This window comes from Sphingobium nicotianae (genome assembly GCF_018603885.1).
In the GTDB taxonomy this organism is placed as follows: domain Bacteria; phylum Pseudomonadota; class Alphaproteobacteria; order Sphingomonadales; family Sphingomonadaceae; genus Sphingobium; species Sphingobium nicotianae.
In genome coordinates this window covers 235,553-258,206 of record NZ_JAHGAW010000007.1, presented here as the reverse complement: position 1 = coordinate 258,206, position 22,654 = coordinate 235,553, and the positions used below count along the sequence as shown (strand labels likewise).

25 protein-coding genes are annotated in these 22,654 nt (G+C 64.4%); 14 read left to right on the top strand and 11 right to left on the bottom strand.

The annotated features are described in order from the left end of the window. Positions 1 to 81: 81 nt before the first annotated feature. Positions 82 to 1,371 carry a serine hydrolase domain-containing protein gene (locus tag KK488_RS12410; protein WP_214623969.1) on the top strand — a complete coding sequence of 430 codons (1,290 nt, stop codon included), beginning with the start codon at positions 82 to 84 and terminating at the stop codon, positions 1,369 to 1,371. Positions 1,372 to 1,503: 132 nt separating this feature from the next. Next, entirely contained in the window at positions 1,504 to 2,244 is a 741-nt protein-coding gene (gene epsI / locus KK488_RS12405; RefSeq protein ID WP_214623967.1) for an exosortase-associated protein EpsI, V-type, read from the top strand. A gap of 108 nt (positions 2,245 to 2,352) precedes the next feature. On the opposite strand, the gene xrtV is transcribed toward epsI, so the two are convergent. Next, positions 2,353 to 3,273, bottom strand: a complete 921-nt coding sequence (gene xrtV / locus KK488_RS12400; protein WP_214623966.1) for an exosortase V — start codon at positions 3,271 to 3,273, stop codon at positions 2,353 to 2,355. Between the two features lie 119 nt (positions 3,274 to 3,392). Beyond that, a complete protein-coding gene (locus KK488_RS12395) occupies positions 3,393 to 4,202 on the bottom strand; it encodes a CmcJ/NvfI family oxidoreductase (RefSeq protein ID WP_214623964.1) in 810 nt (269 codons plus the stop codon). A 133-nt stretch (positions 4,203 to 4,335) separates the two neighbouring features. Here KK488_RS12395 and KK488_RS12390 point away from each other — a divergent pair, with 133 nt between their 5' ends. After that, the gene (locus KK488_RS12390) at positions 4,336 to 5,634 is read left to right on the top strand and encodes an MFS transporter (RefSeq protein ID WP_349356888.1); all 1,299 of its coding nucleotides are present in this window, start codon (positions 4,336 to 4,338) and stop codon (positions 5,632 to 5,634) included. Position 5,635: 1 nt separating this feature from the next. On the opposite strand, the gene KK488_RS12385 is transcribed toward KK488_RS12390, so the two are convergent. Next, on the bottom strand, positions 5,636 to 6,688 hold the full coding sequence (locus tag KK488_RS12385) for a methyl-accepting chemotaxis protein (protein WP_349356887.1): 1,053 nt from the start codon (positions 6,686 to 6,688) through the stop codon (positions 5,636 to 5,638). Between the two features lie 202 nt (positions 6,689 to 6,890). Beyond that, the gene (locus KK488_RS12380; RefSeq protein WP_214623960.1) at positions 6,891 to 7,784 is read right to left on the bottom strand and encodes an acyl-CoA thioesterase; all 894 of its coding nucleotides are present in this window, start codon (positions 7,782 to 7,784) and stop codon (positions 6,891 to 6,893) included. A 120-nt stretch (positions 7,785 to 7,904) separates the two neighbouring features. On the opposite strand from KK488_RS12380, the gene KK488_RS12375 reads away from it, so the two are divergent. From KK488_RS12375 to KK488_RS12365, 3 genes are all read left to right on the top strand, one after another. Continuing rightward, entirely contained in the window at positions 7,905 to 8,255 is a 351-nt protein-coding gene (locus KK488_RS12375; RefSeq protein ID WP_214623958.1) for a DUF952 domain-containing protein, read from the top strand. A 268-nt stretch (positions 8,256 to 8,523) separates the two neighbouring features. Continuing rightward, the gene (gene trmFO / locus KK488_RS12370) at positions 8,524 to 9,879 is read left to right on the top strand and encodes a methylenetetrahydrofolate--tRNA-(uracil(54)-C(5))-methyltransferase (FADH(2)-oxidizing) TrmFO (RefSeq protein WP_214623956.1); all 1,356 of its coding nucleotides are present in this window, start codon (positions 8,524 to 8,526) and stop codon (positions 9,877 to 9,879) included. 47 nt (positions 9,880 to 9,926) lie between these two features. Continuing rightward, positions 9,927 to 10,232 carry a YdeI/OmpD-associated family protein gene (locus KK488_RS12365; RefSeq protein ID WP_214623954.1) on the top strand — a complete coding sequence of 102 codons (306 nt, stop codon included), beginning with the start codon at positions 9,927 to 9,929 and terminating at the stop codon, positions 10,230 to 10,232. Between the two features lie 108 nt (positions 10,233 to 10,340). Here the strand turns inward: KK488_RS12365 and KK488_RS12360 are convergent, their stop codons facing one another. After that, the gene (locus tag KK488_RS12360; RefSeq protein WP_214623952.1) at positions 10,341 to 10,832 is read right to left on the bottom strand and encodes an EF-hand domain-containing protein; all 492 of its coding nucleotides are present in this window, start codon (positions 10,830 to 10,832) and stop codon (positions 10,341 to 10,343) included. A 35-nt stretch (positions 10,833 to 10,867) separates the two neighbouring features. Further along, positions 10,868 to 11,551, bottom strand: coding sequence for a hypothetical protein (locus KK488_RS12355; protein WP_214623951.1), 684 nt, complete (start codon positions 11,549 to 11,551; stop codon positions 10,868 to 10,870). 97 nt (positions 11,552 to 11,648) lie between these two features. Here KK488_RS12355 and KK488_RS12350 point away from each other — a divergent pair, with 97 nt between their 5' ends. Genes KK488_RS12350 through KK488_RS12340 form a run of 3 tightly spaced genes read left to right on the top strand, consistent with a single transcriptional unit; the run spans position 11,649 to position 15,270 of the window. Continuing rightward, entirely contained in the window at positions 11,649 to 13,904 is a 2,256-nt protein-coding gene (locus tag KK488_RS12350) for a pilus assembly protein TadG-related protein (protein WP_214623949.1), read from the top strand. 3 nt (positions 13,905 to 13,907) lie between these two features. Continuing rightward, positions 13,908 to 14,618 (top strand): TadE/TadG family type IV pilus assembly protein, encoded by a 711-nt coding sequence (locus tag KK488_RS12345; protein WP_214623947.1) that lies wholly within the window; start codon positions 13,908 to 13,910, stop codon positions 14,616 to 14,618. Further along, positions 14,611 to 15,270: a TadE/TadG family type IV pilus assembly protein gene (locus tag KK488_RS12340; protein WP_214623945.1), complete on the top strand. Its 660-nt coding sequence runs from the start codon at positions 14,611 to 14,613 to the stop codon at positions 15,268 to 15,270. Before KK488_RS12345 ends, KK488_RS12340 begins: the two co-directional genes overlap by 8 nt. 24 nt (positions 15,271 to 15,294) lie before the next feature. On the opposite strand, the gene KK488_RS12335 is transcribed toward KK488_RS12340, so the two are convergent. The 4 genes from KK488_RS12335 to eno all read right to left on the bottom strand — a co-directional run bounded on the left by KK488_RS12335 (position 15,295) and on the right by eno (position 19,670). Continuing rightward, positions 15,295 to 16,701: a pyruvate dehydrogenase complex E1 component subunit beta gene (locus KK488_RS12335; protein WP_214623943.1), complete on the bottom strand. Its 1,407-nt coding sequence runs from the start codon at positions 16,699 to 16,701 to the stop codon at positions 15,295 to 15,297. Further along, a complete protein-coding gene (pdhA, locus tag KK488_RS12330; RefSeq protein WP_214623941.1) occupies positions 16,701 to 17,774 on the bottom strand; it encodes a pyruvate dehydrogenase (acetyl-transferring) E1 component subunit alpha in 1,074 nt (357 codons plus the stop codon). Before pdhA ends, KK488_RS12335 begins: the two co-directional genes overlap by 1 nt. A gap of 131 nt (positions 17,775 to 17,905) precedes the next feature. Further along, entirely contained in the window at positions 17,906 to 18,217 is a 312-nt protein-coding gene (locus KK488_RS12325; protein ID WP_214623939.1) for an FtsB family cell division protein, read from the bottom strand. A 178-nt stretch (positions 18,218 to 18,395) separates the two neighbouring features. After that, positions 18,396 to 19,670 (bottom strand): phosphopyruvate hydratase, encoded by a 1,275-nt coding sequence (gene eno / locus KK488_RS12320; protein WP_214623938.1) that lies wholly within the window; start codon positions 19,668 to 19,670, stop codon positions 18,396 to 18,398. 202 nt (positions 19,671 to 19,872) lie between these two features. Between eno and KK488_RS12315 the strand changes: the two genes are divergently transcribed. The 5 genes from KK488_RS12315 to KK488_RS12295 all read left to right on the top strand — a co-directional run bounded on the left by KK488_RS12315 (position 19,873) and on the right by KK488_RS12295 (position 21,931). After that, positions 19,873 to 20,367 (top strand): hypothetical protein, encoded by a 495-nt coding sequence (locus KK488_RS12315; RefSeq protein WP_214623937.1) that lies wholly within the window; start codon positions 19,873 to 19,875, stop codon positions 20,365 to 20,367. Positions 20,368 to 20,404: 37 nt separating this feature from the next. After that, on the top strand, positions 20,405 to 20,782 hold the full coding sequence (locus KK488_RS12310; protein WP_214623935.1) for a phage holin family protein: 378 nt from the start codon (positions 20,405 to 20,407) through the stop codon (positions 20,780 to 20,782). Further along, positions 20,779 to 21,117, top strand: coding sequence for a hypothetical protein (locus KK488_RS12305; RefSeq protein ID WP_214623933.1), 339 nt, complete (start codon positions 20,779 to 20,781; stop codon positions 21,115 to 21,117). The genes KK488_RS12310 and KK488_RS12305 overlap by 4 nt, the downstream gene beginning before the upstream one ends. Further along, positions 21,110 to 21,601 (top strand): hypothetical protein, encoded by a 492-nt coding sequence (locus KK488_RS12300; protein ID WP_214623931.1) that lies wholly within the window; start codon positions 21,110 to 21,112, stop codon positions 21,599 to 21,601. The genes KK488_RS12305 and KK488_RS12300 overlap by 8 nt, the downstream gene beginning before the upstream one ends. A gap of 93 nt (positions 21,602 to 21,694) precedes the next feature. Beyond that, the gene (locus KK488_RS12295) at positions 21,695 to 21,931 is read left to right on the top strand and encodes a DUF4170 domain-containing protein (RefSeq protein WP_214623929.1); all 237 of its coding nucleotides are present in this window, start codon (positions 21,695 to 21,697) and stop codon (positions 21,929 to 21,931) included. A 21-nt stretch (positions 21,932 to 21,952) separates the two neighbouring features. On the opposite strand, the gene KK488_RS12290 is transcribed toward KK488_RS12295, so the two are convergent. Further along, positions 21,953 to 22,630, bottom strand: a complete 678-nt coding sequence (locus tag KK488_RS12290; RefSeq protein WP_214623927.1) for a rhomboid family intramembrane serine protease — start codon at positions 22,628 to 22,630, stop codon at positions 21,953 to 21,955. Between the last annotated feature and the right edge of the window lie 24 nt (positions 22,631 to 22,654).

Sequence of the window (22,654 nt, the reverse complement as noted above, 5' to 3'; positions counted from 1 at the left end):
AACTTGCCCGTCACTTGACAAAGTCAACTTTTACCCATTCAGTACGCAAATAGGTCAGCATGGGCCCTATCGGAGAGGCATATGAGCGATATCAGGCGGAATGATGATCTGACGGTCCTGGAACCGTCCGAAATGGCCCCGCGAGCCACGCTCCTCCCTGCCGCGACACCCGAATCGCAGGGCTTCTCCGCCGTCCGCCTCGCCAGGCTCGATGCCGCCCTCGCCGCGGCCGTGGATCGGCAGGAGGTTGGCGGCATGGCCTATCTGCTCGCCCGCAATGGCAAGGTGGTCGACTGCAAGACCCTCGGTGATGCCGCGCCCGGCCAGCCGATGCAACGCGACACCATCTTCCGCATCTTCTCGATGACCAAGGTGATCACCGCCGTCGCGATGATGATGCTGTTCGAGGAAGGCAAGTGGGCGCTCGACGATCCGATCGCGAAGCATATCCCGGCCTTCACCGACCTCAAGGTCGCGGCCGATATCGATCTGAACGGCGAGATCATCCTCGAGCCGTTGCACAGCCCACCGACGATGCGCCAACTCATGGCCCATATGGCGGGGTTCGGCTACGGGTTCGGCCCTGGTCCGGTCGACAAGCTCTATGCCGCCGCCGACCCGCTCGGCGCACCGGACCTCGCGACCATGATCGATCGCCTCGCCAACCTCCCCTTGCACTATCAGCCGGGCACTGCCTGGCAGTACAGCATCGCGGTCGACATACAGGGCTATCTCATCGAGCAATGGTCGGGGCTCAGGCTCGGCGAATTTCTGCGCACCCGCATCTTTGCGCCGCTCAAGATGGTCGATACCGGCTTCCACATTCCCGCCGATCAATATCACCGCTTCGCCTCGCTCTATTATCATGACGAGACGGGTGCCCTGGTCGCGGGCAGCAAATTCTCGGGCGGCCTGTTCGGCTCGGATTATCGCACCCCGCCCGCACTCGAATCCGGCGGCGCCGGCCTGGTCTCGACGCTCGACGACTGCGCGCGCTTTGCCGCGATGCTGGCCAATGGCGGCGAGCTGGATGGCGAGCGCCTTCTCGTGCCTGCCACCATCGCGGTCATGCAGGCGAACGTCGTGCCCGACGAGGTGATCGCCAGAGGCAATCCCTATCCCCAGTTCGGTAAGGGCCTCGGCTGGGGCATGGGCGTCATGACCGTGAACGATCCGCCGCTCGCCGGTCGCATCGAAGGCAAGGGCACGATCAGCTGGGAGGGTGCAGCAGGCACCTGGTTCTGGGCGGACCCCGCCAATCGGGTCGCCTTCGTCGGCATGGTCCAGAATTTCGAGCGAGCCGGCCCACCCGGTTATGACGGATCCTATCTCGTGCGGCCGCTCGTCTATCAGGCTCTGGTGGCGCCATGACCGCCCGCCCCTCCGGCCTGTCCCATCGCCGGACGCTAACAGCTTGGCAGGGAATCCGCGCTACCTACATTGGCAGTTTTCCAGTCCGCGATTTGCTGGTAATTCCGCATCGCATCGAAGAAAGAGGCGGCCGTGTCGGTTGAAGGCAAAATCATCCCGGAGCCCGATGGCGCCGAAGACGCAAACGTCACGCCGGCCCGGCTAACGCGACGCCATCTGCTGATGGGCGGCGCCTTGCTGGCGGTGAGCGGTCTTGCTCTCGCGCGGACGCCCAAGCCACGCTACCCCAGCCTGTCTGACAAGAAGTTCGAGGCGCTTTTCCCCAAGAGCTTCGGTGACTGGCGCACCGCGCCGGTCAGCGAGCTGGTGCTCCCGCCGGAAAGCGAGCTGGCGAACAAGCTCTACCAGCACATCCTGACGCGCACCTATGTGAACAGCGGCGGCACGGCCATCATGTTCCTCGCCGCCTATAACAGCGTGCAGCTCAACAACGTCCAGCTCCATCGGCCGGAAATTTGTTACTATGCGTCGGGCTTCTCGATCGACGTCAGCAAGCCCTATGACATTCCGATCGGGCCGAACGAGGTCGTCGCCGCGCGGGCCGTGCGGGCGTCGCAGGGATCGCGCTACGAGAATATCGTATACTGGACGCGCATCGGCGACGAGATGCCGCAGAGTTGGGCCGCGCAGCGCCTGTCCATGACCAAGGCCAATCTGGAGGGGTATCTCGCCGACGGCCTGCTCCTGCGCATGTCCGTGATCAATCCGGACATGAATGACGCTACGGCGCAGATGACCAGCTTCATCAAGGATATGCTGCATCACACCGGGCCGGAAACGCACCGCCTGATGATCGGCACCGACAAGGTCTGACCGTCCGCCGCTCGGAGGTCCGTTCGCGAACGGCCGGCCGGTATGACTGCTGATTGCTGGGCGATCCGGCCGACACCCGGGAAAGGGCGACCGGCTGCGATCGGACCGTTATGCGGTTGTGGCCGTGTCGCCCGCCGGTGCCTTCTTCCGCTTGAGAGCCGGCCAGATCATGCCGATCAGATGATCGATCGCGAAGATCGTGACCAACGCGGTCAGGAACATGGTCATGCCGGCAAAGTCATGCAGGAACCCCTGCGCCGCCGCCTCGCCGCCATGATAGGTCAGGAGCACGAGCAGCAGGATGCGCACGAAGTTGGCGAACGCCGCCACTGGAACGACCATGAGGAACATCAGCAGCGCATAGCGCACATTGGCATGATGGCGCAGATAGACATAGAAAAGCGAGATCGCCGACAGCGAGATCAGCGAATTGAGGCCCGCGCACGCATCCGCTACCAGCAGCTGATACTGGCCGACCTGGATCGTCACGCCGGCCGCCGCGACGGGATAGCCGAGGATGTAGAGCAGATGGACTGCCCCCTGCGACAGATAGATCTTCAGCGGGTTGGTGACCATCGCCACCAGCGTCTCGGGCGGCGGTAGCACGAACAGCAGATAGATGAGCGGAAACCACATGCTCTTGAGCGCCCGCCAGCCGATGAAGCTGAACAGCGTCGCGACCACCAGACCGTACATGAGGAAGCTCTCGGTCTCGACGATATGGCTGACGCGCGACACGAAATAAAGGAAGAGCAGCGGCACGAACGCAGCCGCGACCAGGATGCCGGGCGCCGGTTTGAAGAAAGGGCGCGCCCTCACCCATTCGCGGCCCAGCAGCCACAGGCCGGTGGCGAGCACGATCGGCCCGTGCGCGCCCTGTTCGGTCGACCAGCTCTCGTTGGCGACGACGATCATGGTGGGGATCATCACCGAGAGAATTCCGGCGACGAGGAGTGGATTGGCCGACAGCCAGGCAATCACCGTCTGAGGAAAGGTCTTTTGCTTAATAAGAGATGCGTCGGTCGCCATGTCAACTCTTCGCTAGGGGCCGTCCGCATAGCATACGGAGGTTAAAAGCTGATGATCGCACGATCGGAAAACGGCGAATTTCGGCACCATTTTCGAGCGCTGTCGGCCGCTCCATAACGTCATTTCCACCAATAAGCGATGGCGCGTATCTCCACGCTGACGCGGGGCGGCGCGTCGTCGCCCACATCGGGATCGTCGAAGGCGACGTGGGGTACGCAATGGGCTACGCCCGGCGCGCTGTCATGCGTTTTGAAGACAATCGCTTCGTCGCGCGTCATGTCCGGAAACCAGACCCAGCGGTGCGCCGGATCATGCGCGACGACATAGCCCTCGAAGCTCCAGTCACCGGCCGGACTGTCGAAGATCGCGTCCGCCAGGATCATCTCGCGCCCGCTGAGGCTGCGCGCGTCGCACAGGGCGAGCGGAACGTCCTGCGGCGCCGCCGATACGACGCGCCAGACATTGTAATGCGCGGCGCGAGAGAATGTCTCCTGCCCCTCGGGCAAACGCTGCTGCGAAAAACCCTTTCCGGTCTCGTCGCTAACGTCGACATGGGCAAAACGTGCGGGATGGCTGTTGTCGCTCGATCCGGCCTTGCCGGAGCGCTCGGAGAAGCGCAGGATCGGTGCACCGTTGACCAGCACACGATCTGCCCCGGTCAGTTTCAGAATGAGCGCCTCGATCTCCCTGGCGTACAGCGGCGCGCTGGCCTTGTCGGTAAAATCGCTGACGGCGGTCTCGTGCTTGACGAGTTGAAAGCCCGATGTGTCGAGGTCAAGCGCCTGCTCCCGGCCATCCCGCGCCGACATGGAATGGGACTCGATCGCCACGGTGTCCTTGCTATGATCGTTCGCGTAGTAACGCGGACGGTCGTTGCCCCGCGCGACATAGTTGATCAGGACCGCGTCGCGATCGCCCGATAGCGCCATGCCTCCCTCCTCTCTCCCGGATCGACAGTGCTAATGCATGATCGATAGCGAAGAAAGAGTTTTGCGACTCGACAAGTCCCGTTTTCCGTCTCCAGAAGGGAACCGCCCCCAGGAAAAGCAGACGGACCCGATCGTGACGGACACAGCACAACATCCCACGCGCCGCAAAGCCCTGCGCTCGATTATCGGCGGCTCGCTCGGCAACTTCGTCGAATGGTATGACTGGTATGTCTATTCAGCCTTTTCGGTCTATTTCGCAGGCCGCTTCTTTCCGGAAGGCGATCAGACGGCGCAGTTGCTCAGCACCGCCGCGATCTTCGCGGTCGGGTTCCTCGTCCGGCCGATCGGCGCCTGGCTGATGGGCATTTACGCGGATCGTCGGGGTCGCAAGGCGGGGCTTGCCCTTTCCGTCGGCCTGATGGGAGGCGGTTCGCTGCTCATCGGCCTGATGCCGACGGCAGAGACGATCGGTATCTACGCGCCGCTCTTGCTGCTGATCGCACGCCTGCTCCAGGGGTTGAGCGTGGGTGGCGAATATGGCGCGAGCGCAACATATCTCGCCGAAATGGCCGGCAAAAACCGGCGCGGACTGATCTCGAGCTGGCAATATGTCACTCTCATCGGGGGCCAACTCGCTGCGCTTGCCGTGCAATTGAGCCTGCAGGCGCTGGCGAGCGAAGCGGCGATGGAGCAATGGGGCTGGCGGGTTCCCTTCATCATTGGCTCAATGCTGGCTTTCGGCGTATTCGTCCTGCGCCGCAAGATCGAGGAAACCGCGGACTTTGCCGCCGCTAAGGCGAGCGGCAAGCGCTCCAGCGGACTAGCCCTGTTCCGCGAGCACCCGGGCGAGGCGCTCCTGGTGATCGCGCTGACCGCCGGGGGCACGCTCTCCTTCTACGCCTATACGACCTATATGCAGAAATATCTGGTCAATTCGGCCGACTTTACCCGCCCGCAAGCAACGGTGATCATGACCGCCGCACTGGCCCTGTTCATGATCCTGCAGCCGTTGTTCGGCATGCTGTCCGACCGCATCGGCCGGCGGCCGCTGCTCATCGGCTTCGGCGTCGGCGGCACCTTGCTGACGGTGCCGCTCTTCACGGCGATCCGCTCGGCGGGCGGTGAAGGCGCGGCTTTCCTGCTGGTGCTCGCGGGCCTGCTGATCGTCTCGGGCTATACTTCGATCAACGCCATCGTGAAGGCCGAGCTCTTCCCGCCCCACATCCGCGCACTGGGCGTGGCGCTGCCCTACGCGATCGCCAACGCGCTGTTCGGTGGCACTGCCGAATATATCGCGCTGTGGCTCGTCGAAGTCGGCCGCGAGTCCTGGTTCTTCTATTATGTCAGCGGCATGTGCGCGCTCTCGTTGATCGTTTACTGGCGTATGCGCGAGACAGCGAAGCATGGAACGATGGCGGGCGACGCCGCGTGACTCAGTAGGTCGGCACCGCGCTCTCGATGCAGCCATACCAGCCCAGGCCGGTATAGGTCTCATAGCCTGGCGTCAGCGCATAGGAGACCATATTATCACCGGCGCGATAATAGGCCCGCTCGCTGTTGATCAGGTTGAGCGGGAACTTGTCGGTCAGGAACCCGTGATCGTCGGATGACGCGATGATCTGAAAGTCGGCGTTCAGGAGCATGACGCGGCAGGTGCGCTTCTCGTCGTCAGTGAGTGCGACGCCCTTGACGATGTCCTGAGCCTGCGGCTCCCAATCGAAGAAGATGCCGAGCGCTCCGATGGGCTCGCCAAAAGTCTCACCATTGGTGCGGATAGCGGTCGAATAGGTCGCGACGGCCGAATTGTGCAGGATCGAGTTGCGGGCAATATCGCAAACGGCGAAGTCATCTCCGGTCGCGGTGCGCATCGCCTTGCGGAACCACTCCTCCTTCGAGACGTCCTGGCCAATCACCGAATGATAGCGGTCGCCGCGGCCGTTGCAGATGATCTTGCCGTTACGATCGGCGATCCAGAGATCGAGATAGACGGTGTAGGAGCGCAGGATCGTCGCCAGGCGTGCGCTCGCCTGGCGCAACAGATTGGGGTCCTCGCTGCCACGCGTGGCTGCATTGACGATGGCGCTGTCAGTCGCCCACCAGCGCACGTCGCAGGAGCGTTCGTAAAGATTGCGGTCAATGATCTCTACGACGTTGCGCGAGAGGTCGGCGAAGCGAGAGCCGCGGAAATCCAGCATCATCGCCTCGCCGGCATTCTCGATCCGCGAGATGTTCGAGGCAATGGCGCCCCGCAGCTCGGTCGAGAGCTGGCCGACCTCATTGGCGAACTGGGACATCTCCTGCGCGACCACTTCGAAGGCCGCGCCTTGCTGGCCGGCGCGCGACGCCTCGATGCGCGCATTGAGTGACAGCGTCTTGGTGCGCCGAGTCAACGTCTCGATGACGTTGATCTTCTCCTCGGTGATCCGGTGCACCTCGAAGGCGAGCTTGAGAATATCCTGCTGAAACAACGTGGCCCCCACGGTCACATGTGATCGATCGGCCACATGTCGCGTTACATACTTAAAATGACGTTAAGGAGAGGGCTCGCCGGAGCGATTTCCGGCGGAAAACTCGCGCGGGCGAGCAATTGCCGTGCCGGTTCAGCCGTTTACGCGATCGACTTTTGCGATTGCATATTTGGCATTCATGTTGCCCAGTTGCAACGATCGCATTTCACTGGATGAACCATTACCCTTCCTTGAGGCGCATGAGCCCCTCCTGGGCGACGCTCGCGATCAGGCGTCCATCCTGCGCGAAGAAATTGCCGCGCGAGAAGCCGCGTCCCCCGCCGCCGAACGGGCTGTCCATCGCATAGAGCAGCCACTCGCCGCACTCGACATCACCATGGAACCAGAGGCTGTGATCAATGCTGGCGCTGATCACCTCCGGCCCGCCGATCTGCAGGCCGTGCGGGCGATAGGCGGTGGCGAGCAACAGGAGATCGCTCATATAGGCAAGCGCGGCGCGCTGGAAGGCCTGCGAGACACCGAGAGCGCCGCGCCCGATTCGCATCCAGCACAGCGAGTCCGGCTCCAGATTATCGAGCGACGCGCCCTGCTGGATCGCACCGACGGGCCGGAAATCGAGCGGGCCGGGCTGGCTCGCCATGCGGCGCATGGCCGGACCGGCCGGGAGCGGATGCAGGCGCATGAGATCGCGTATGTTGAGCAGATCCTCCGGCGGCGGCACGTCAGGCATCGCCAAGGCATGGGCCGGCCCGGGCTCATCGCGGTGGAAGGAGGCCGTCATTGAGTAGATGACCTTCTCCTGCTGACGCGCGACGACGCGGCGATTGGAGAAGGAGCGTCCCTCCATGTCGGCGATGACCTCATAGTCGATGCCATGATCCTCGCTGCCGGGGCGCAGGAAATAGCAGTGCAGCGAATGGACGAGACGCTCGTCCGGCACGGTCTTGGTCGCCGCCATCAGCGCCTGACCGATCACCTGGCCGCCGAACACGCGGCCGACGCCGCCGGGCTTGCGAACGCCGGCGAAATGGCCGGCCGGCTCGCCCGGCACAACATCGAGCAGATGGATGAGCCCCCGCACGAGCATGTCCATATCCGGCGCCGCGTCCGTCATCGCCTTGTGTCGTCCCCGTTATCATCGCGGCCCGCATGGCACGAGCCAGCCGAAGTTGGGCCAAAGCGGCGCGCCAAGCAAGCGCTGGACGCAGGCTGAACCATGCCGTAGCGTCGCGGCATGACGGATTTGTTCGCTTTCAAGCTCTTGCGCCCTGAGGAATGGACGGCTTGGCGCGAATCGGGGGTTTTCACCGGTTCGCCCGTCGATGTGGCGGACGGCTACATCCACCTCTCCGCCCGCGAGCAGGTGCGGGAGACAGCGGCCAAATGGTTCGCCGACGCGGACCCCGCAATCCTGGTGATGGTCGACCTGCCGACGCTGGGCGACACCGTGAAGTGGGAGCCGTCACGGGGCGGGGCGCTGTTTCCGCACGTCTATGGAACCATTTCGAGGGATGCGGTGGCGGGTCACAGCAAGTTGAGGCTGGGACCGGATGGGAAGCATGTGTTTCCGGCCGGGTTCGACTGAGGCGCCTGATCGAGCCAGTCGATCAGGGATGCGTAACAATCTTGCAAAGGTCACGAAGGTCACGGGGAAAAGCATTTATTTTCGCTTCCGCGAGCCGCCAATTACAGGATCCCCAATCCTCTGATCGAGAAAAGCGATTATGCATGCTGAGAAAGAACTCCTCCGCCGTGCCATGACGAGGGGCCTGTAGGACAGCGGATTCGACAAGGAGCGGCCAGGTGCACATCCTGGTTCTCATTCGCACCGGGAGCGACTAGACCCGCGCGCCATGACCCACAAAGTTCATATCATCGGCGGTGGCCTCGCGGGCAGCGAAGCGGCATGGCAGCTCGCTCAGGCCGGGGTGCCGGTGCGGCTCTCCGAAATGCGCGGCGGCGGCGACACCACGGCAGCGCATCAGGGCGACGCGCTGGCGGAGATGGTCTGCTCGAACAGCTTCCGGTCCGACGACGCCAGCAGCAATGCGGTGGGGCTGCTGCATCAGGAGATGCGCGCGCTCGGCTCGCTGATCATGGCGCAGGCGGACACGGCGAAGGTGCCGGCGGGATCGGCCCTGGCCGTGGACCGGGATCTTTTCGCGCAGGGTGTCACCCGCGCCATCGAGGCGCATCCGCTGATCGAGTTGGTGCGCGAGCGGATCGACCGCCTGCCAACGGAGGGGCTGACGATCGTTGCGACCGGCCCGCTTACCGCCGCGCCGCTGGCCGAGGCGATCGCCAGCGCGACGGGCCGCGATCAGCTGGCTTTCTTCGACGCCATCGCGCCGATCGTGCATGGCGAGACGATCGACATGGAGATCGCCTGGAAGGCGAGCCGCTGGGACAAGGGATCGCCTGACGGCGACGGCAAGGATTATATCAACTGCCCGATGAACCGGGAGCAATATGAGGCCTTCGTCGCGGGGCTGCGCGACGGGCCCAAGACCGAGTTCAAGCAATGGGAGAAGGACACGCCCTATTTCGAGGGATGCATGCCGATCGAGGTGATGGCCGATCGCGGCGTCGACACCCTGCGCCACGGGCCGATGAAGCCGGTCGGCCTGGACAATCCACGCACCGGGCGCTGGCCGCATGCGGTCGTGCAGCTGCGGCAGGACAATGCGCTGGGTACCTTGTGGAACATGGTTGGCTTCCAGACCAAGCTCAAATATGAGGCGCAGGTCGCCTTGTTCCGCACCATTCCGGGGTTGGAGAATGCGCAGTTCGCGCGGCTCGGCGGGCTGCATCGCAACACCTTCATCAAGAGCCCCGAACTGCTCGACGCCGAACTGCGGCTGCGCGGGGCGCCGCATATCCGCTTCGCCGGGCAGATCACCGGCTGCGAGGGCTATGTCGAGAGCGCGGCGGTCGGCCTGCTGGCGGGGCTGATGAGCGCGGCGGAACTGGCTGGGCGCGCGATGGCGCCGCCACCGGTGGAGACCGCGCTGGGCGCCCTGCTCGGCCATATCACCGGCGGCGCGGAGGCGGAGAGCTATCAGCCGATGAACGTCAATTTCGGCCTGTTCCCGCCGCTCGACGAGAGTGTGCGCAAGAAGGATCGCAAGCTCGGCTATACCGACCGGGCGCGGGCGGCGCTGGCGGAGTGGAAGCGGGGGTTGCCGGTAAGCGGGATGATGTCGGCTTAAGCGTCAAGGAATTTGGACGGGCCACTCAGAAGCGTTATAGGTTTCCAGTGACTGACGCCTTTTCTCACGGGACCGTCCACACGGCATCGGCTGATATGCAAGCGGCCCTGCAATCAAATCCGGAAACCTTTGCACTTTGGCAGGGCCTGACGCCGCTCGGTCGCAACGAGTTTATTTGTTGGGTCGACGATGCCAAACAGGCGAAAACGCGCACCCGCCGCATTGAGCGAACCTGCGAAGAGTTGCTTGAAGGAAAAGGGCGGCCCTGCTGTTGGTCCGGCTGCATTCACCGAACCGACAAGACGCCGGGCCGATGGCAACAGGCCGTTCTAATCGACAAGAAGGCGAACTAGGGCGGATTGGACAGAATTAGTGCTCCAATCAAAAGCTGATGGGCTCTAGGATCCAAAGCCCGCCATTCGACGCCCGTCTTCAATTATGACCGGCCATCCCGGCGATAGTCAGTCCTCCTCTGGCGCCGGTTCGCAGGCGCAATTCTGCGGTCGCTTGGCCGCCGGTTTCTTCGCCGTCGTGGCGAATTCGGCGGGGGTGAGCTTGCCGTCCTTGTTGGCGTCGGCGCCGGCGAAGCGGTCCGAGGTGCGGACGGCCCATTCCTCGAAGGAGAGGAGATTGTTGCCGTCCTTGTCCAGCTTGCGGAAGGCGGCGGCGCGGGTCGCCATCATCTCGTTGCGGGTGATGAGACTGTCGCGATTGCGATCGAAGCGGTCGAAGCGGCGTTGCTCGCGGGTGCGCTGGGTGGCCTGAGGCACGCCGGGCGGCGGCGCGCCGCGCGCGGCAGGATCGCCCTCACCCGGCAGGATCGGCGGCTGGGCCTGCGCGCCGCCCCGCGCGACGAGCGGTCGCGCCGTGCGATCGGCCTCAAACTGCCACCAGAAGAGGCCGGCCGCGACGAGCAGCAACGCGGCAACCGATCCGGCCAGAAAGCGTCCCATGGCATCCCCCCTGCCCGTTCGCGACGCCGGACAGACTAGCCGCGCAGGGACGCCAGCAGCAAGCGCCCATAATGGCGCGGGGAAAATCCGCCCCGCGGTACACGGCCGGTGCGCACGTCGGCCAGAGCCAGGGCGCGGGCGAGGCGAAGAGGCTTGAACCCGGCACCGGCCGGGGGAATGCTGCGATCGGCGACCTCGCGCGCGGTGGCCACCGCGCGTCGTGCCAGGCTCTCGTCGCGGACATGGGCAGCGAGATCCCAGAGCGCCCAGAGGCAGCCGGCGCTTCTCACGTCACGCCCCTGCGCGGCCTGTGCGTCACCAGCGAGCAGACCGAACAGACCGCCGCCCCGCGCCTCGCCATAGGCCAGCAGATCCTCTTCGCTCATCGCCTCCGGCGCGACCAGCGCCCGCCAACCGTCGATGAGCTGGCCGGCGACTTGCTCCATGCCCGCCGGAGCGATCAGGCGCCACCGCTCCACGAGGGGTTCGCCTCGTCCCTTCGACAGGTCATTCTCGACGAGCACAGCGTCCCACCAGGCCAGCCGGATCGCGGCAATCGTCGCGTCGCCGCCACGCTGGGCGACGGCCGCCAGACGCTGGTCCAGCAGCCAGCACAGGCCGTGCCAATCGCGCATCTCCGCAGGGGCATAAGCCAGCAGCAGGCGCGGCAAGGGCGCCAGATCTGCCGGTGAAACGGCGCCGTTTTCCAAGGCGTTCACTGCTCGTCAACCACGGCGATTAGGGTTTTGTCCACCAACCGCAGCTAATGGGAGGCTTGGCTCGGACCCATTGCGCGCTGCGCAAGGAGTCCGGCGGGTGAGAGCAACGAGGACCTTCATGGCGCGCAACCGGGCAGGCGCATCCTTTCTGACACGGCTTGCGCGCGATATTCGCGGCAACACCATCGCGATCGCGGCGGCGGCGATGGTGCCGCTGGCCGGGCTGATTGGCGGCGGTGTCGACATGAGTCGTCTCTACCTGACCAAGACGCGCCTGCAACAGGCTTGTGATGCCGGCGCGCTGGCGGGCCGAAAGGCGATGGGATCGGGAAGCTGGACGACCACCGGCACCGGCAATTCGCAATCGCGGGCGGATGAGCTCTTCGCCGCCAACTTCAAGACCAACGCCTATGGCACCGGCACGCTGTCCAGCAACTATACGGAGAGCGCCGGGACCGTCACCGGCACCGCGACGGTCGCCGTGCCGATGACGATCATGCGCGTCTTCGGCATGACGCAGCGCAGTCTCACGGTGACCTGCACGGCCAAGATGGAGATCCCCAACACGGACGTCATGTTCGTGCTCGACAATACCGGATCGATGAACTGCGCGCCGGGCTCCAATTGCTACGCATCCTCGCCCCAGACCGGCGCCAAGATCACCGGTCTCAAGAGCGCGGTCAAATGCTTCTACGAGGCGCTGGTGAAGGTGAACACGCCGGAAGTCTGCGGCAGCGACCCGACCGCGACCAGCTATACCGGCACGGCGCAGATCCGCATCGGCTTCGTGCCCTATTCGGTGAACGTCAATCTCGGCAAATTGCTGCCGAACGACTTTCTCGCGAACAGCAGGGATTTCCAGACGCGGGTCGCAAATACGACGCCCGTGCATACCTGGACGGTGGGAGCGGAAAGCGCGCTGGGCAGCTGGTCCGGCTGGACGCCGAGCAGCACGCCGTCCTCCTATAATGCCTCCAACGATTTTGCCGGTTTTGCGACCCCGGGCTCGGATCAGACGATCAATGGCCACACCTATTTGCGCAAGCGCACCGACAAGACGACCAGCTCGGGCTGCACCGGTCTCAACAATCTCGCCAACTCCGGCAGCACGCTCAACGCGATCGAGGACGTGGGAGGAACCATCACCGCAACCTTGTCGAGCAGCAGCACGCCCACCTGGCGGAGTACGGCCCCTGGGCCGGACACCGACCAGACATTGACCTATTCCGGCACCGATCCGCGCACCGTCTATGGCTTGCGCTATACTTGGAAATCGAGTGCCTGCTACCTCGAGATCGGAACCGCGATCACGGGTTACAGCCGCACCAACGGCACGGCGACCTCCACCAAGCCGATCACCTGGACGGACTATGAGAAGTGGGTCAGCTGGACCTACAAGCAGGCGCCGCTGGATGTCTCCGGCCTGAAGGCGGGGGGATCGAGCTGGAACGGTTCGATCCAGATCCCGACCGGCTGGGCGACCAGCCCCTCCTACAACGTTTCCGGATCGAAAACCCCGACCAATTTCACGATCGTCGCCAACCAGACGGCGACATGGGGCGGCTGCATCGAGGAGCGCATGCCGACCTTCCAGAATTCCGACTATAATCCGTCGGACGAATGGAGCCCGATCCCGAGCACTGCCAAGGACATGGACATCGATCTGATGCCCGATCCCAGCGACCCGACGACGCAATGGGGGCCGGTGCTCCCGGACGCTGTCTGGGGACGCTATACCGGCAGCGGCTGGGGAGCGAGCAACTCCTATGATCCCGTCACCACGACGGACGATCTCGATCACAACATCACGACCACCTGCCCGGCCCAGGCGAAGAAGCTGCAGACCTGGTACACGTCCTCCGGCTTCGTGACCTACGTCAACTCGCTGGTGGCGACGGGCAACACTTATCACGACATCGGGATGATGTGGGGCGCGCGCTTCATCTCGCCGACCGGCATCTTCGCGAGCGAGAATGCCGCGACGCCGACCGGCGGTGCCATCCAGCGGCACATCATCTTCATGACCGACGGCGACACCAACACGGCGGTCGACAATTATTCCTCGCAGGGCATCCCCTGGTGGGACCGCCGACAGACGACCTATGCGCCGAGCGGCGGCAATACCGACGACATATTGGATGCGCGTCTCGATGCGCTGTGCACGGCGATCAAGAACAAGAACATCACGCTCTGGGTCGTCTCCTATGGCGGCGGCACCTCCTCCGCGACCGAGACGCGCCTCTCCAACTGCGCCTCGCCCGGCAAATATTTCTCGGCAGCGAGCACCGCGACCCTGATCGCCAACTTCAAGCAGATCGCATCCGAAATCGCCGAACTGCGGCTGACGAGCTGAGCCATGGCGCCTGTGATTCCCCTCCCCGCCCATCGCCGCCACCTGCGCCGCCTCGCGCGCTGCCAGGAGGGAACCACGATCCTCGAATTCGGGCTGATCGCACCGGTGCTCTGCGTGCTGCTGCTCGGCGCGCTCGACACCGGCCACACGCTCTACATGCAGGGGGTGCTGCAGGGCGCAGTGCAGAAGGCCGCGCGCGACGGCACGCTCGAAACCGCCGCGGGGACCGGCACGACGCAGCGTGACGCGCTGGACGCCGTCGTGCGCGCTCAGCTCGGCACGCTTCAAAAGACCGCCGCGGTGACGATCACCCGGCGCTTCTACCGGACCTTCTCCAAGGCCGCCGCCGCCCAGGCCGAGACCTTCACCGACTCCGCGGCCGGCACCTTCAAGGACGGCAAGTGCAACAATGGCGAAGCGTTCATCGATGCCAACAGCAACGGGGTGTTCGATCGCGACGGCGGCGACAGCGTCGATCATGCCGGCGCGCGCGACAATGTCGTCTATACCGTCAAGGTCAGCTATCCGCGCATGTTCCCGATCGACAAGCTGATCAACGGCAAGGGCACGACGACGCTCACCGCCACGACGGTGCTCGCCAACCAGCCCTTTGGCGATCAGGGCGTCTATGGGCCTGCTCCCGCGTCCCCGCTGCATTGTGGCGGCGGCCATGCCGGCGCAGACTCTCCAACCCCCGGGGCTCCCTATGATTAAGCCTCTTGATCGTCTGGCATGCTGCGAGAGCGGCCTCGCCGCGGTCGAGTTCGCGCTCACCGCGCCGATCATCCTGGGCATGTTCCTGTCCGGCGCGGAAGTCACCAACTTCGCCATCACCAAGATGCGCGTCAGCCAGATCGCGCTGCATGTCGCGGACAACTCCGCGCGCATCGGCACGAACAGCCTGCTGACCAGCCCGCAGATCACCGAAACCCAGATCAACGACCTGTTCATCGGCGCGAACCTGCAGGGCGGCACGCTCAATCTCGCGGCCAAGGGCCGGGTGATCCTGTCCAGCCTCGAGCCGGATCCCAACAACGCCGGCAAATACAGGATTCATTGGCAACGCTGCTATGGCGGCAAGGCCTATCCATCGAGCTATGGCGTGCAGGGCGACGTCAACAAACCGAACATGGGCCCAACCGGCCAGACCGTGACCGCGCCGGCCGGGGGCGGCGTCATGTTCGTCGAGGTCGCCTATGACTATCAGCCTTTGATCTCCGCGCGGCTGGTGCCGACGACGGTGATCAAGGACATTGCGGCCATGACGGTCCGCGACGACCGCGATTTCAACGGCGACGACACGCACACAACCGGCGGCAGCGGCGTCCACAACACCGAGGGAGCGACGGCCGCCCTCTGCGACTGACGGCGAACCTTTCGGCCCGCGCCATCAGCTACGATAAGTCACTTTCTTCGCGGCGGCGATCACGCGGGCCGCATCGACCAGCGCCGCCTTTTCCAGATTCGCCGCATAGGGCAGCGGCACGTCCTCGTTGGTGACGCGCAGGACCGGGGCGTCGAGATCGTCGAAGCCCTGCTCCATGCACACCGCAATAATCTCGCTGGAGATGGAGCAGACCGGCCAGCCTTCCTCGACCACGACGAGGCGGTTGGTCTTCTTGAGACTTTCAAGAACGGTTGCGGTGTCGAGTGGGCGCAGCGTGCGCAGGTCGATCACTTCCGCGTCGATTCCCTCGCCCGCCAGCGCCTCGGCGGCTTCCAGCGCGACGCCGACACCGATCGAATAGCTGACCAGGGTCACGTCCTTGCCCGGACGCACGATGCGCGCCTTGCCGATCGGCAGGACATGGTCGTCGAGCTGGGGCACATCGAAGCTGCGGCCATAGACCAGCTCGTTCTCGAGAAACACGACGGGATCCTCGCTGCGGATCGCGGCTTTGAGCAGGCCCTTGGCGTCCGAGGCGTCATAAGGTGCGATCACGACGAGGCCGGGGACATGGGCGTACCAGGGAGCATAGTTCTGGCTATGCTGAGCGCCAACGCGCGAGGCGGCGCCATTGGGGCCGCGGAACACGATCGGGCAACGCATCTGGCCGCCCGACATATAATTGGTCTTGGCGGCCGAGTTGATGATCTGGTCGATCGCCTGCATCGCGAAGTTGAAGGTCATGAACTCGACGATCGGCTTGAGGCCGCCCATCGCGGCGCCCGCGCCGATGCCGGCAAAGCCATGCTCGGTGATCGGCGTGTCGATGACGCGCCTGGCGCCGAATTCCTCGAGCAGACCCTGAGTGACCTTGTAGGCGCCCTGATATTCGGCGACTTCCTCGCCCATCAGGAAGACGCGGTCATCCTTGCGCATCTCCTCGGCCATCGCATCGCGCAGCGCCTCACGGACGGTCGTGCGGACCATCTGCGTGCCTTCAGGAATGGCGGGATCGGCGGCCGGCGCGGACTTGGCACCGGCGAGATTGCTGGTGCCGCTTTCGGCCTTCTTCGGGGCAGGTGCCTCGGACTCGTCCGCTTTCTGCGCAACCGCAGGCGCCTCGGCCTTGGGCGCTTCAGCCGGCGGTGCGGCGGCAGGCGTTTCCTCGCCCTCGCCGGACAGCATCGCGATCACCGTGCCAACCTTCACGTTGTCAGTGCCCTCGGCGATCAGGATCTTCTCGATCGTGCCCTCGTCGACAGCCTCGAATTCCATCGTCGCCTTGTCGGTCTCGATCTCGGCCATGATGTCGCCCGACTTGACCGTGTCGCCTTCCTTGACGAGCCACTTGGCCAGCGTGCCCTCTTCCATGGTCGGCGAAAGGGCCGGCATCTTGATTTCCAGGCCCATCAATACTGCTCCACCAGGACGTCGGTATACAATTCGGAAGCGTCGGGCTCCGGCGAGCTTTCGGCGAAATCGGCCGCCTCGCTCACGGTCTTGCGGATCTGGGCGTCGAGCGACTTCAAATCCTCTTCCTTCACGCCCGCTTCCATCAGCACTTTCTTGAGGCCGTCGATCGGATCGGACGTGTCGCGCACATGCTGCACTTCGTCACGCGAGCGATATTTGGCGGGATCGGACATGGAGTGGCCGCGATAGCGATAGGTCTTCATTTCCAGCAGGATAGGCCCCTTGCCGGCACGGACATATTCCAGCGCCGTCTCGGTCGCGCCGCGGACGGCGAGCACGTCCATGCCGTCGACCTGGATGCCGGGGATGCGGAAGCTCTCGCCGCGGCGATACAGCTCGCCTTCGGACGAGCTGCGCTGCACCGAGGTGCCCATCGCATAGCCGTTATTCTCGATCACGTAGATGATCGGCAGCTTCCACAGCTCGGCCATGTTGAAGCTCTCATAGACCTGGCCCTGATTGGCCGCGCCGTCGCCGAAATAGGCGATGCAGACGCCGCCATCTTCCTTGTACTTGTGACCGAAGGCGAGACCGGTGCCGAGCGACACCTGTGCGCCCACGATGCCGTGGCCGCCGTAGAATTTATGCTCGACGCTGAACATGTGCATCGAGCCGCCCTTGCCGCGCGAGATGCCCGCCTCGCGGCCCGTCAGCTCGGCCATGATGAGCTTGGGATCGATGCCGTAGGCAAGCATGTGACCATGATCGCGATAGCCGGTGATGACGCTGTCCTTGCCGGGCGTCAGCGCCGACTGGATGCCGACCGCGACCGCTTCCTGGCCGATATAGAGATGGCAGAAGCCGCCGATGAAGCCGAGACCGTAAAGCTGGCCGGCGCGCTCCTCGAAGCGGCGGATCAGCAGCATCTGCCGGTAGAATTCGAGCAGCTCTTCCTTGCTCGCCTTGTAGCTTTCCGGTTCGCCCGGACGCTCGCGATTGTGATCGGCTCCGGGTAGCGTGGCAGGAGCCGTCGCGGGCTTTCTGGTGCGGCTGGAAGCTGGCTTCGCCAAGGCTTGAGATCCTTCTCGCGTGGAAATTTCGTGCAGCTATAGGCGCGGCATGCGTCGAAGTGCAATGTCCAGATAGGTTAAATGCTGTGCGATTTAAGGCCCGTAAGCGGCGAACGGAGACCTTGAGTAGGCTAGTTCAGCGGCACGATCACTTCATCGGGATGCACGACACCGAGTTCCTTGCGGACTTCCTGATCCGCAAGGTCCGGGTCCACCCTGCGCGGATCGAGCAGCTTCACCCGATTGTCGAGCGCGGCCTGCTGCGCGTGCAGCATCCTGAGCTCGGCCTGACGCTGCTTGAGCTGGCGGCTGTAGTCGCCCCAGGCGAGAATGCCGTTCGGCCCGATGATCGCATAAGCGATGAAGATCAGCAGCAACACGATCGCAATGGCCGGCATCATCGCCGAACCGAACAACAGCCTCAATTTCGCCAGTTGCGCCATTGTCTCTTGGAATCACGGCGACTCCTTCAATGCAAGGGCAAAATTGCCCTATGCGACGAAAGGAGTCGGAGTTACGGGAAAGTGAACCCTATCGTGCCGACTGCGTCACCCCAACGAAAGCTGGGGTCTCACGCGCATGAGATCCCAGCTTTCGCTGGGATGACGTCGGCAGGCGAAGTTACCGAAACAGCCCGGCCCCCGCATAGACGGCGCGGTCGCCCAGCTCCTCCTCGATGCGGATGAGCTGGTTATATTTGGCCAGCCGGTCGGAGCGCGACATCGAGCCGGTCTTGATCTGGCCGCAGTTGGTGGCGACCGCGAGATCGGCGATCGTCGCATCCTCGGTCTCGCCCGAGCGGTGCGACATGACATTGGTATAGCCGGCGCGATGCGCCATATCGACGGCCGCCAGCGTCTCGGTCAGCGAGCCGATCTGGTTGACCTTCACCAGCATCGAATTGGCGAGGCCCTTCTGGATGCCCATGGCGAGGCGCTTGGGATTGGTGACGAAGAGATCGTCGCCGACGAGCTGGCACTTGTTGCCGATCTTGTCGGTGAGCAGCTTCCAGCCCTCGAAATCATCCTCGCTCATGCCGTCCTCGATCGACTTGATCGGATAGCGCGCGACGAGGTCGGCGAGATAGTCGGCCATCTCGGCCGGAGAGAGCGTCTTGCCCTCGCCGGAGATGACATATTTGCCGTCTTTGAAGAATTCGGTCGCGGCGCAATCGAGCGCGAGCACGACATTCTCGCCGGGCTTGTAGCCCGCCTTCTCGATGCTCTTCATGATGAAATCGAGCGCTTCGCGGGTCGAAGCGATGTTCGGCGCGAAGCCGCCCTCGTCGCCGACCGCGGTAGAAAGGCCCGCGTCGTGCAGATCCTTCTTGAGCGTGTGGAAAATCTCCGAGCCAATCCGCGCGGCATGCGCGAAATTCTCGGCGCCCACCGGCATGATCATGAACTCCTGGAAGTCGATCGGATTGTCGGCATGCTCGCCGCCATTGATGATGTTCATCATCGGCACCGGCAGGACATGCGCCGCAACGCCGCCGACATACCGATAGAGCGGCAGGCCGCGCGCGTCGGCCGCCGCCTTGGCGACGGCGAGCGAGACGCCCAGGATGGCGTTGGCGCCGAGGCGCGACTTGTTCTCGGTGCCGTCGAGCGCGATCATCGCCATGTCGATATCGCGCTGATCCTCCGCGTCGAGGCCGAGGATCGCTTCGCTGATCTCGCCGTTCACCGCGTCGATCGCCTGCAGCACGCCCTTGCCGAGATAGACGCTCTTGTCACCGTCGCGCTTCTCGACCGCTTCATAGGCGCCGGTCGACGCGCCGGACGGCACAGCGGCGCGGCCGAAGCTTCCATCCTCGAGCAGCACATCGACTTCGACCGTCGGATTGCCCCGGCTGTCGAGGATCTGGCGAGCGTGAATATCGAGGATCTCGGTCATGGCTGTCGCACCTCCCTGTACGCAAAACTTGGGCCGCCGCTTAGCGAGGGCGCCCGCATATGGCAATGCCGGCGACCGCATCGCCAGCCCGCGCAATTATGTGCACTCGTGACGGGAACGATCGGCATGAGGGTCTGTTAAACAGGCGGAGCCCTGCTATATCGATCCCTGAGGGGCAACGCTTTGCCAGAAAGGAAACATCATGGCTGACACGAGCAGTGCCGCAACGCCCAAGCGTAAACCCGCGGCCAAGGCGGCAACCGCCAAGAAGACGACCACGGCCAAGGCCGCTGCGCCCAAGGCAGCGAAGGCCGCCGGTGGTAATGATAAGGGCAATGGCAAGGACTGGAAGGCGCAGGCCGGCGAGTTCGCCGAGCAGGCCAAAACCACCGCGCGCGATGCGGCGACCACGGCGAAGAACACGACCGGCGATGCGCTGGCCGGCCTCTCCAAGCTGATCTCCGACACCGCCGAGACGGTCGATTCCAAGCTCGGTCCGCAATATGGCGACTATGCGCGCAAGGCGGCCGAGACCGTTGCTGGCGCGGCCAAATCGCTCGACGAGAAGGACATCGATCAGCTCGCCGAGGAAGCCCGCAACTTCGTGCGCAAGAGCCCGGCCGTGGCGATCGGCGCCGCGGCGGTGGTCGGCTTCGTGCTGATGCGAATGATGCGCGGCAGCTCCAGCGACGCCTGACTTCTCCGACGAAGGACAAACGGTCAGTATCCGATCGATGAGCGAGCCCGACGCGGACCTCTCCGAAAAGCCGGTACCACCCCCGGCGGACGACGGCTCCGTGCGGGCGAGCATCGCGCGGCTGCTCGCGTCGGGTCGCGAACTGGCGGAGGCCGAGCTGGCCTGGGCCAGACTGAAGGCCGCGCTCATTGCGGATGGCCTGCGCAAATGGGCGATGTTTGCGACGCTGGCCCTGATCTTTCTGGTCCTGGGCGTCGTCATCCTGACCGGGTCGGCGATCATCGCCCTTGCTCCCTATGTCGGCTGGCTGGTCGCAAGCCTGATCGTGGCAGGCGTCTGTATTGCGGCGGCGGTCGTCTCCGCGCTGTTCGCCAGAAAAGCCTTCCTCGCCCTGTTCGACGAGGAAGGGCTGTGAGCGACGTCGACCGGGATGAACGGCTGGTGCGAGCGCGCCAGCGAGCCACCGTGGCGCGCCTGCGCTTCATCAATTCGGTGCAGAGCACACGACGGCGTCTGTCCCCGGCGCGGCTGAAGGAGGATGCGCTGCTCGCGGCCGGCGATTATATCGAGGAAGTCCGGCATGATGCGCGTCAGACGATCCGCCGCCATCCGATCATCGCCGTCTCGGCGGTGGCTGGCCTGTTTGCGATGCTGTTCTGGCGGCCCGCGCGTGTGACGGGCATGTATGGTCTGCGCGCTGCCCAAATCCTGTGGCTGAACCGGCGCTTGTGGAGACAGAGTGATGAGTGAGGAAGACGGCAATCCCGTGGCGGTGGTACGGGCCACGGCCCGCAAGGGCATTGCCAAGGCGCGCAAGACAGCGGGTGGCGTCATCAACGCCACCGTCGAGAAAGGCGAAGCCGTGATCGACGACACACGCGAGAAGACCTACCGCGCGGCAGCCGAGACCAATCGTCTGTTCCAGGAACATCCGATCGCTGCCGTCGCGGCCGCCGCAGCGGCGGGCGCGGTGATCGGCATCTTCATGCCGCGCCTGCTGATCGCCGGACGCGCGGGCAAGCTGGCGGGTCAGGCGATCAGGGCCGCCGCGGCGAGCGAAGTGGCGCAGATCGCCATCTCAACCCTGGGCGACGCACAGAAGGCAGCGCTGCATAGCGGCGCGGGCAAGGCCGCCGCGGCGGTCGGCAACCGGCTTCTGTCGCGTCGCGCGAAAACGGAGAACAACGAAGTGTCAGCGCCGGAAACGACGCCGGAGGCAGACGAGAAGGGTTGATCCGCGCAGCGGCCGTCTTGGCACGAGCCGGAGAGGCTGCTAGCGCTCCGGAAAATCGGCGCGCGGCTGTGGCGCCAGAAAAGGAGCCTATTCGTGAGCTTGTTGCACCTCGTCATGGGCGGGCGGGTCAAGAACCCGCAGTCGCTGGAATTCGACGATCTCTCGTCCATCGATCTGGTCGGCGTCTATCCCGATTACGCCACGGCCGAAAAGGCCTGGCGCGGCGCGGCGCAGCGTACGGTCGACGATGCCGAGATGCGCTACGTCATCGTCCATCTGCACCGACTGCTCGATCCGACTGGCAAGGCACGGGACCCGCAGGCAGACTGATTCCCGCCGGATCTGGACTCGCTAGGCCGTCGGCTTGAAGCGCTGAGCGAGCAAGGGGCGCGCCAATAGCAATCCCGCGATGAACCCGCCGATATGGGCGCCGACCGCGATGCCACCGAAGAAGGCATCAAAGCCGCCCGCTATCGCAATCAGCAGTTGCAGGCCGGTCCAGGCGGCCGCCAGCCAGACGATGCGCACGACATAGGCCGGGATTGGCCCGACACTGCGCACGCCGCGCTGGCTGTAGATGAGGGCATAGGTCCCCAACAGCGCCGAGATCGCCCCGCTCGCGCCGATCATCGGCACCATGCCATGCCCTTGGCCGGGGAAGATAGAGGCCCACGCCCATTGACCGAACGCGGCGGCATAGGCGCCGGCGACGTAGATCAGAACGAGGCGTCCCTGCCCGAGCAGCTGCTCGACATAGCGGCCGCAAAAGATCAGCATCAGCAGATTGAAGACAAGATGCATCCAGCCGGCATGCACGAGCGTCGCGCTGAGCGGCGTGATCCAGAACGGCAGCCACGGTACGTCCAGCGAGAAATTCTCGGCGGCGAACTGGGTCACCCGCTGCGGGATGAAGCCGGCCAGGATCGCCGCGCGCCCTGTTTCGCCGAGCAATTGCACGGGCAGAAAGGCCAACGCAGTCAGTGCGGCCAGAATATTGGTGGCGGGCCCGCGCGGCAGGGTCACGGCCATGCGTCAGGCTCCGCGCGTCGCTGA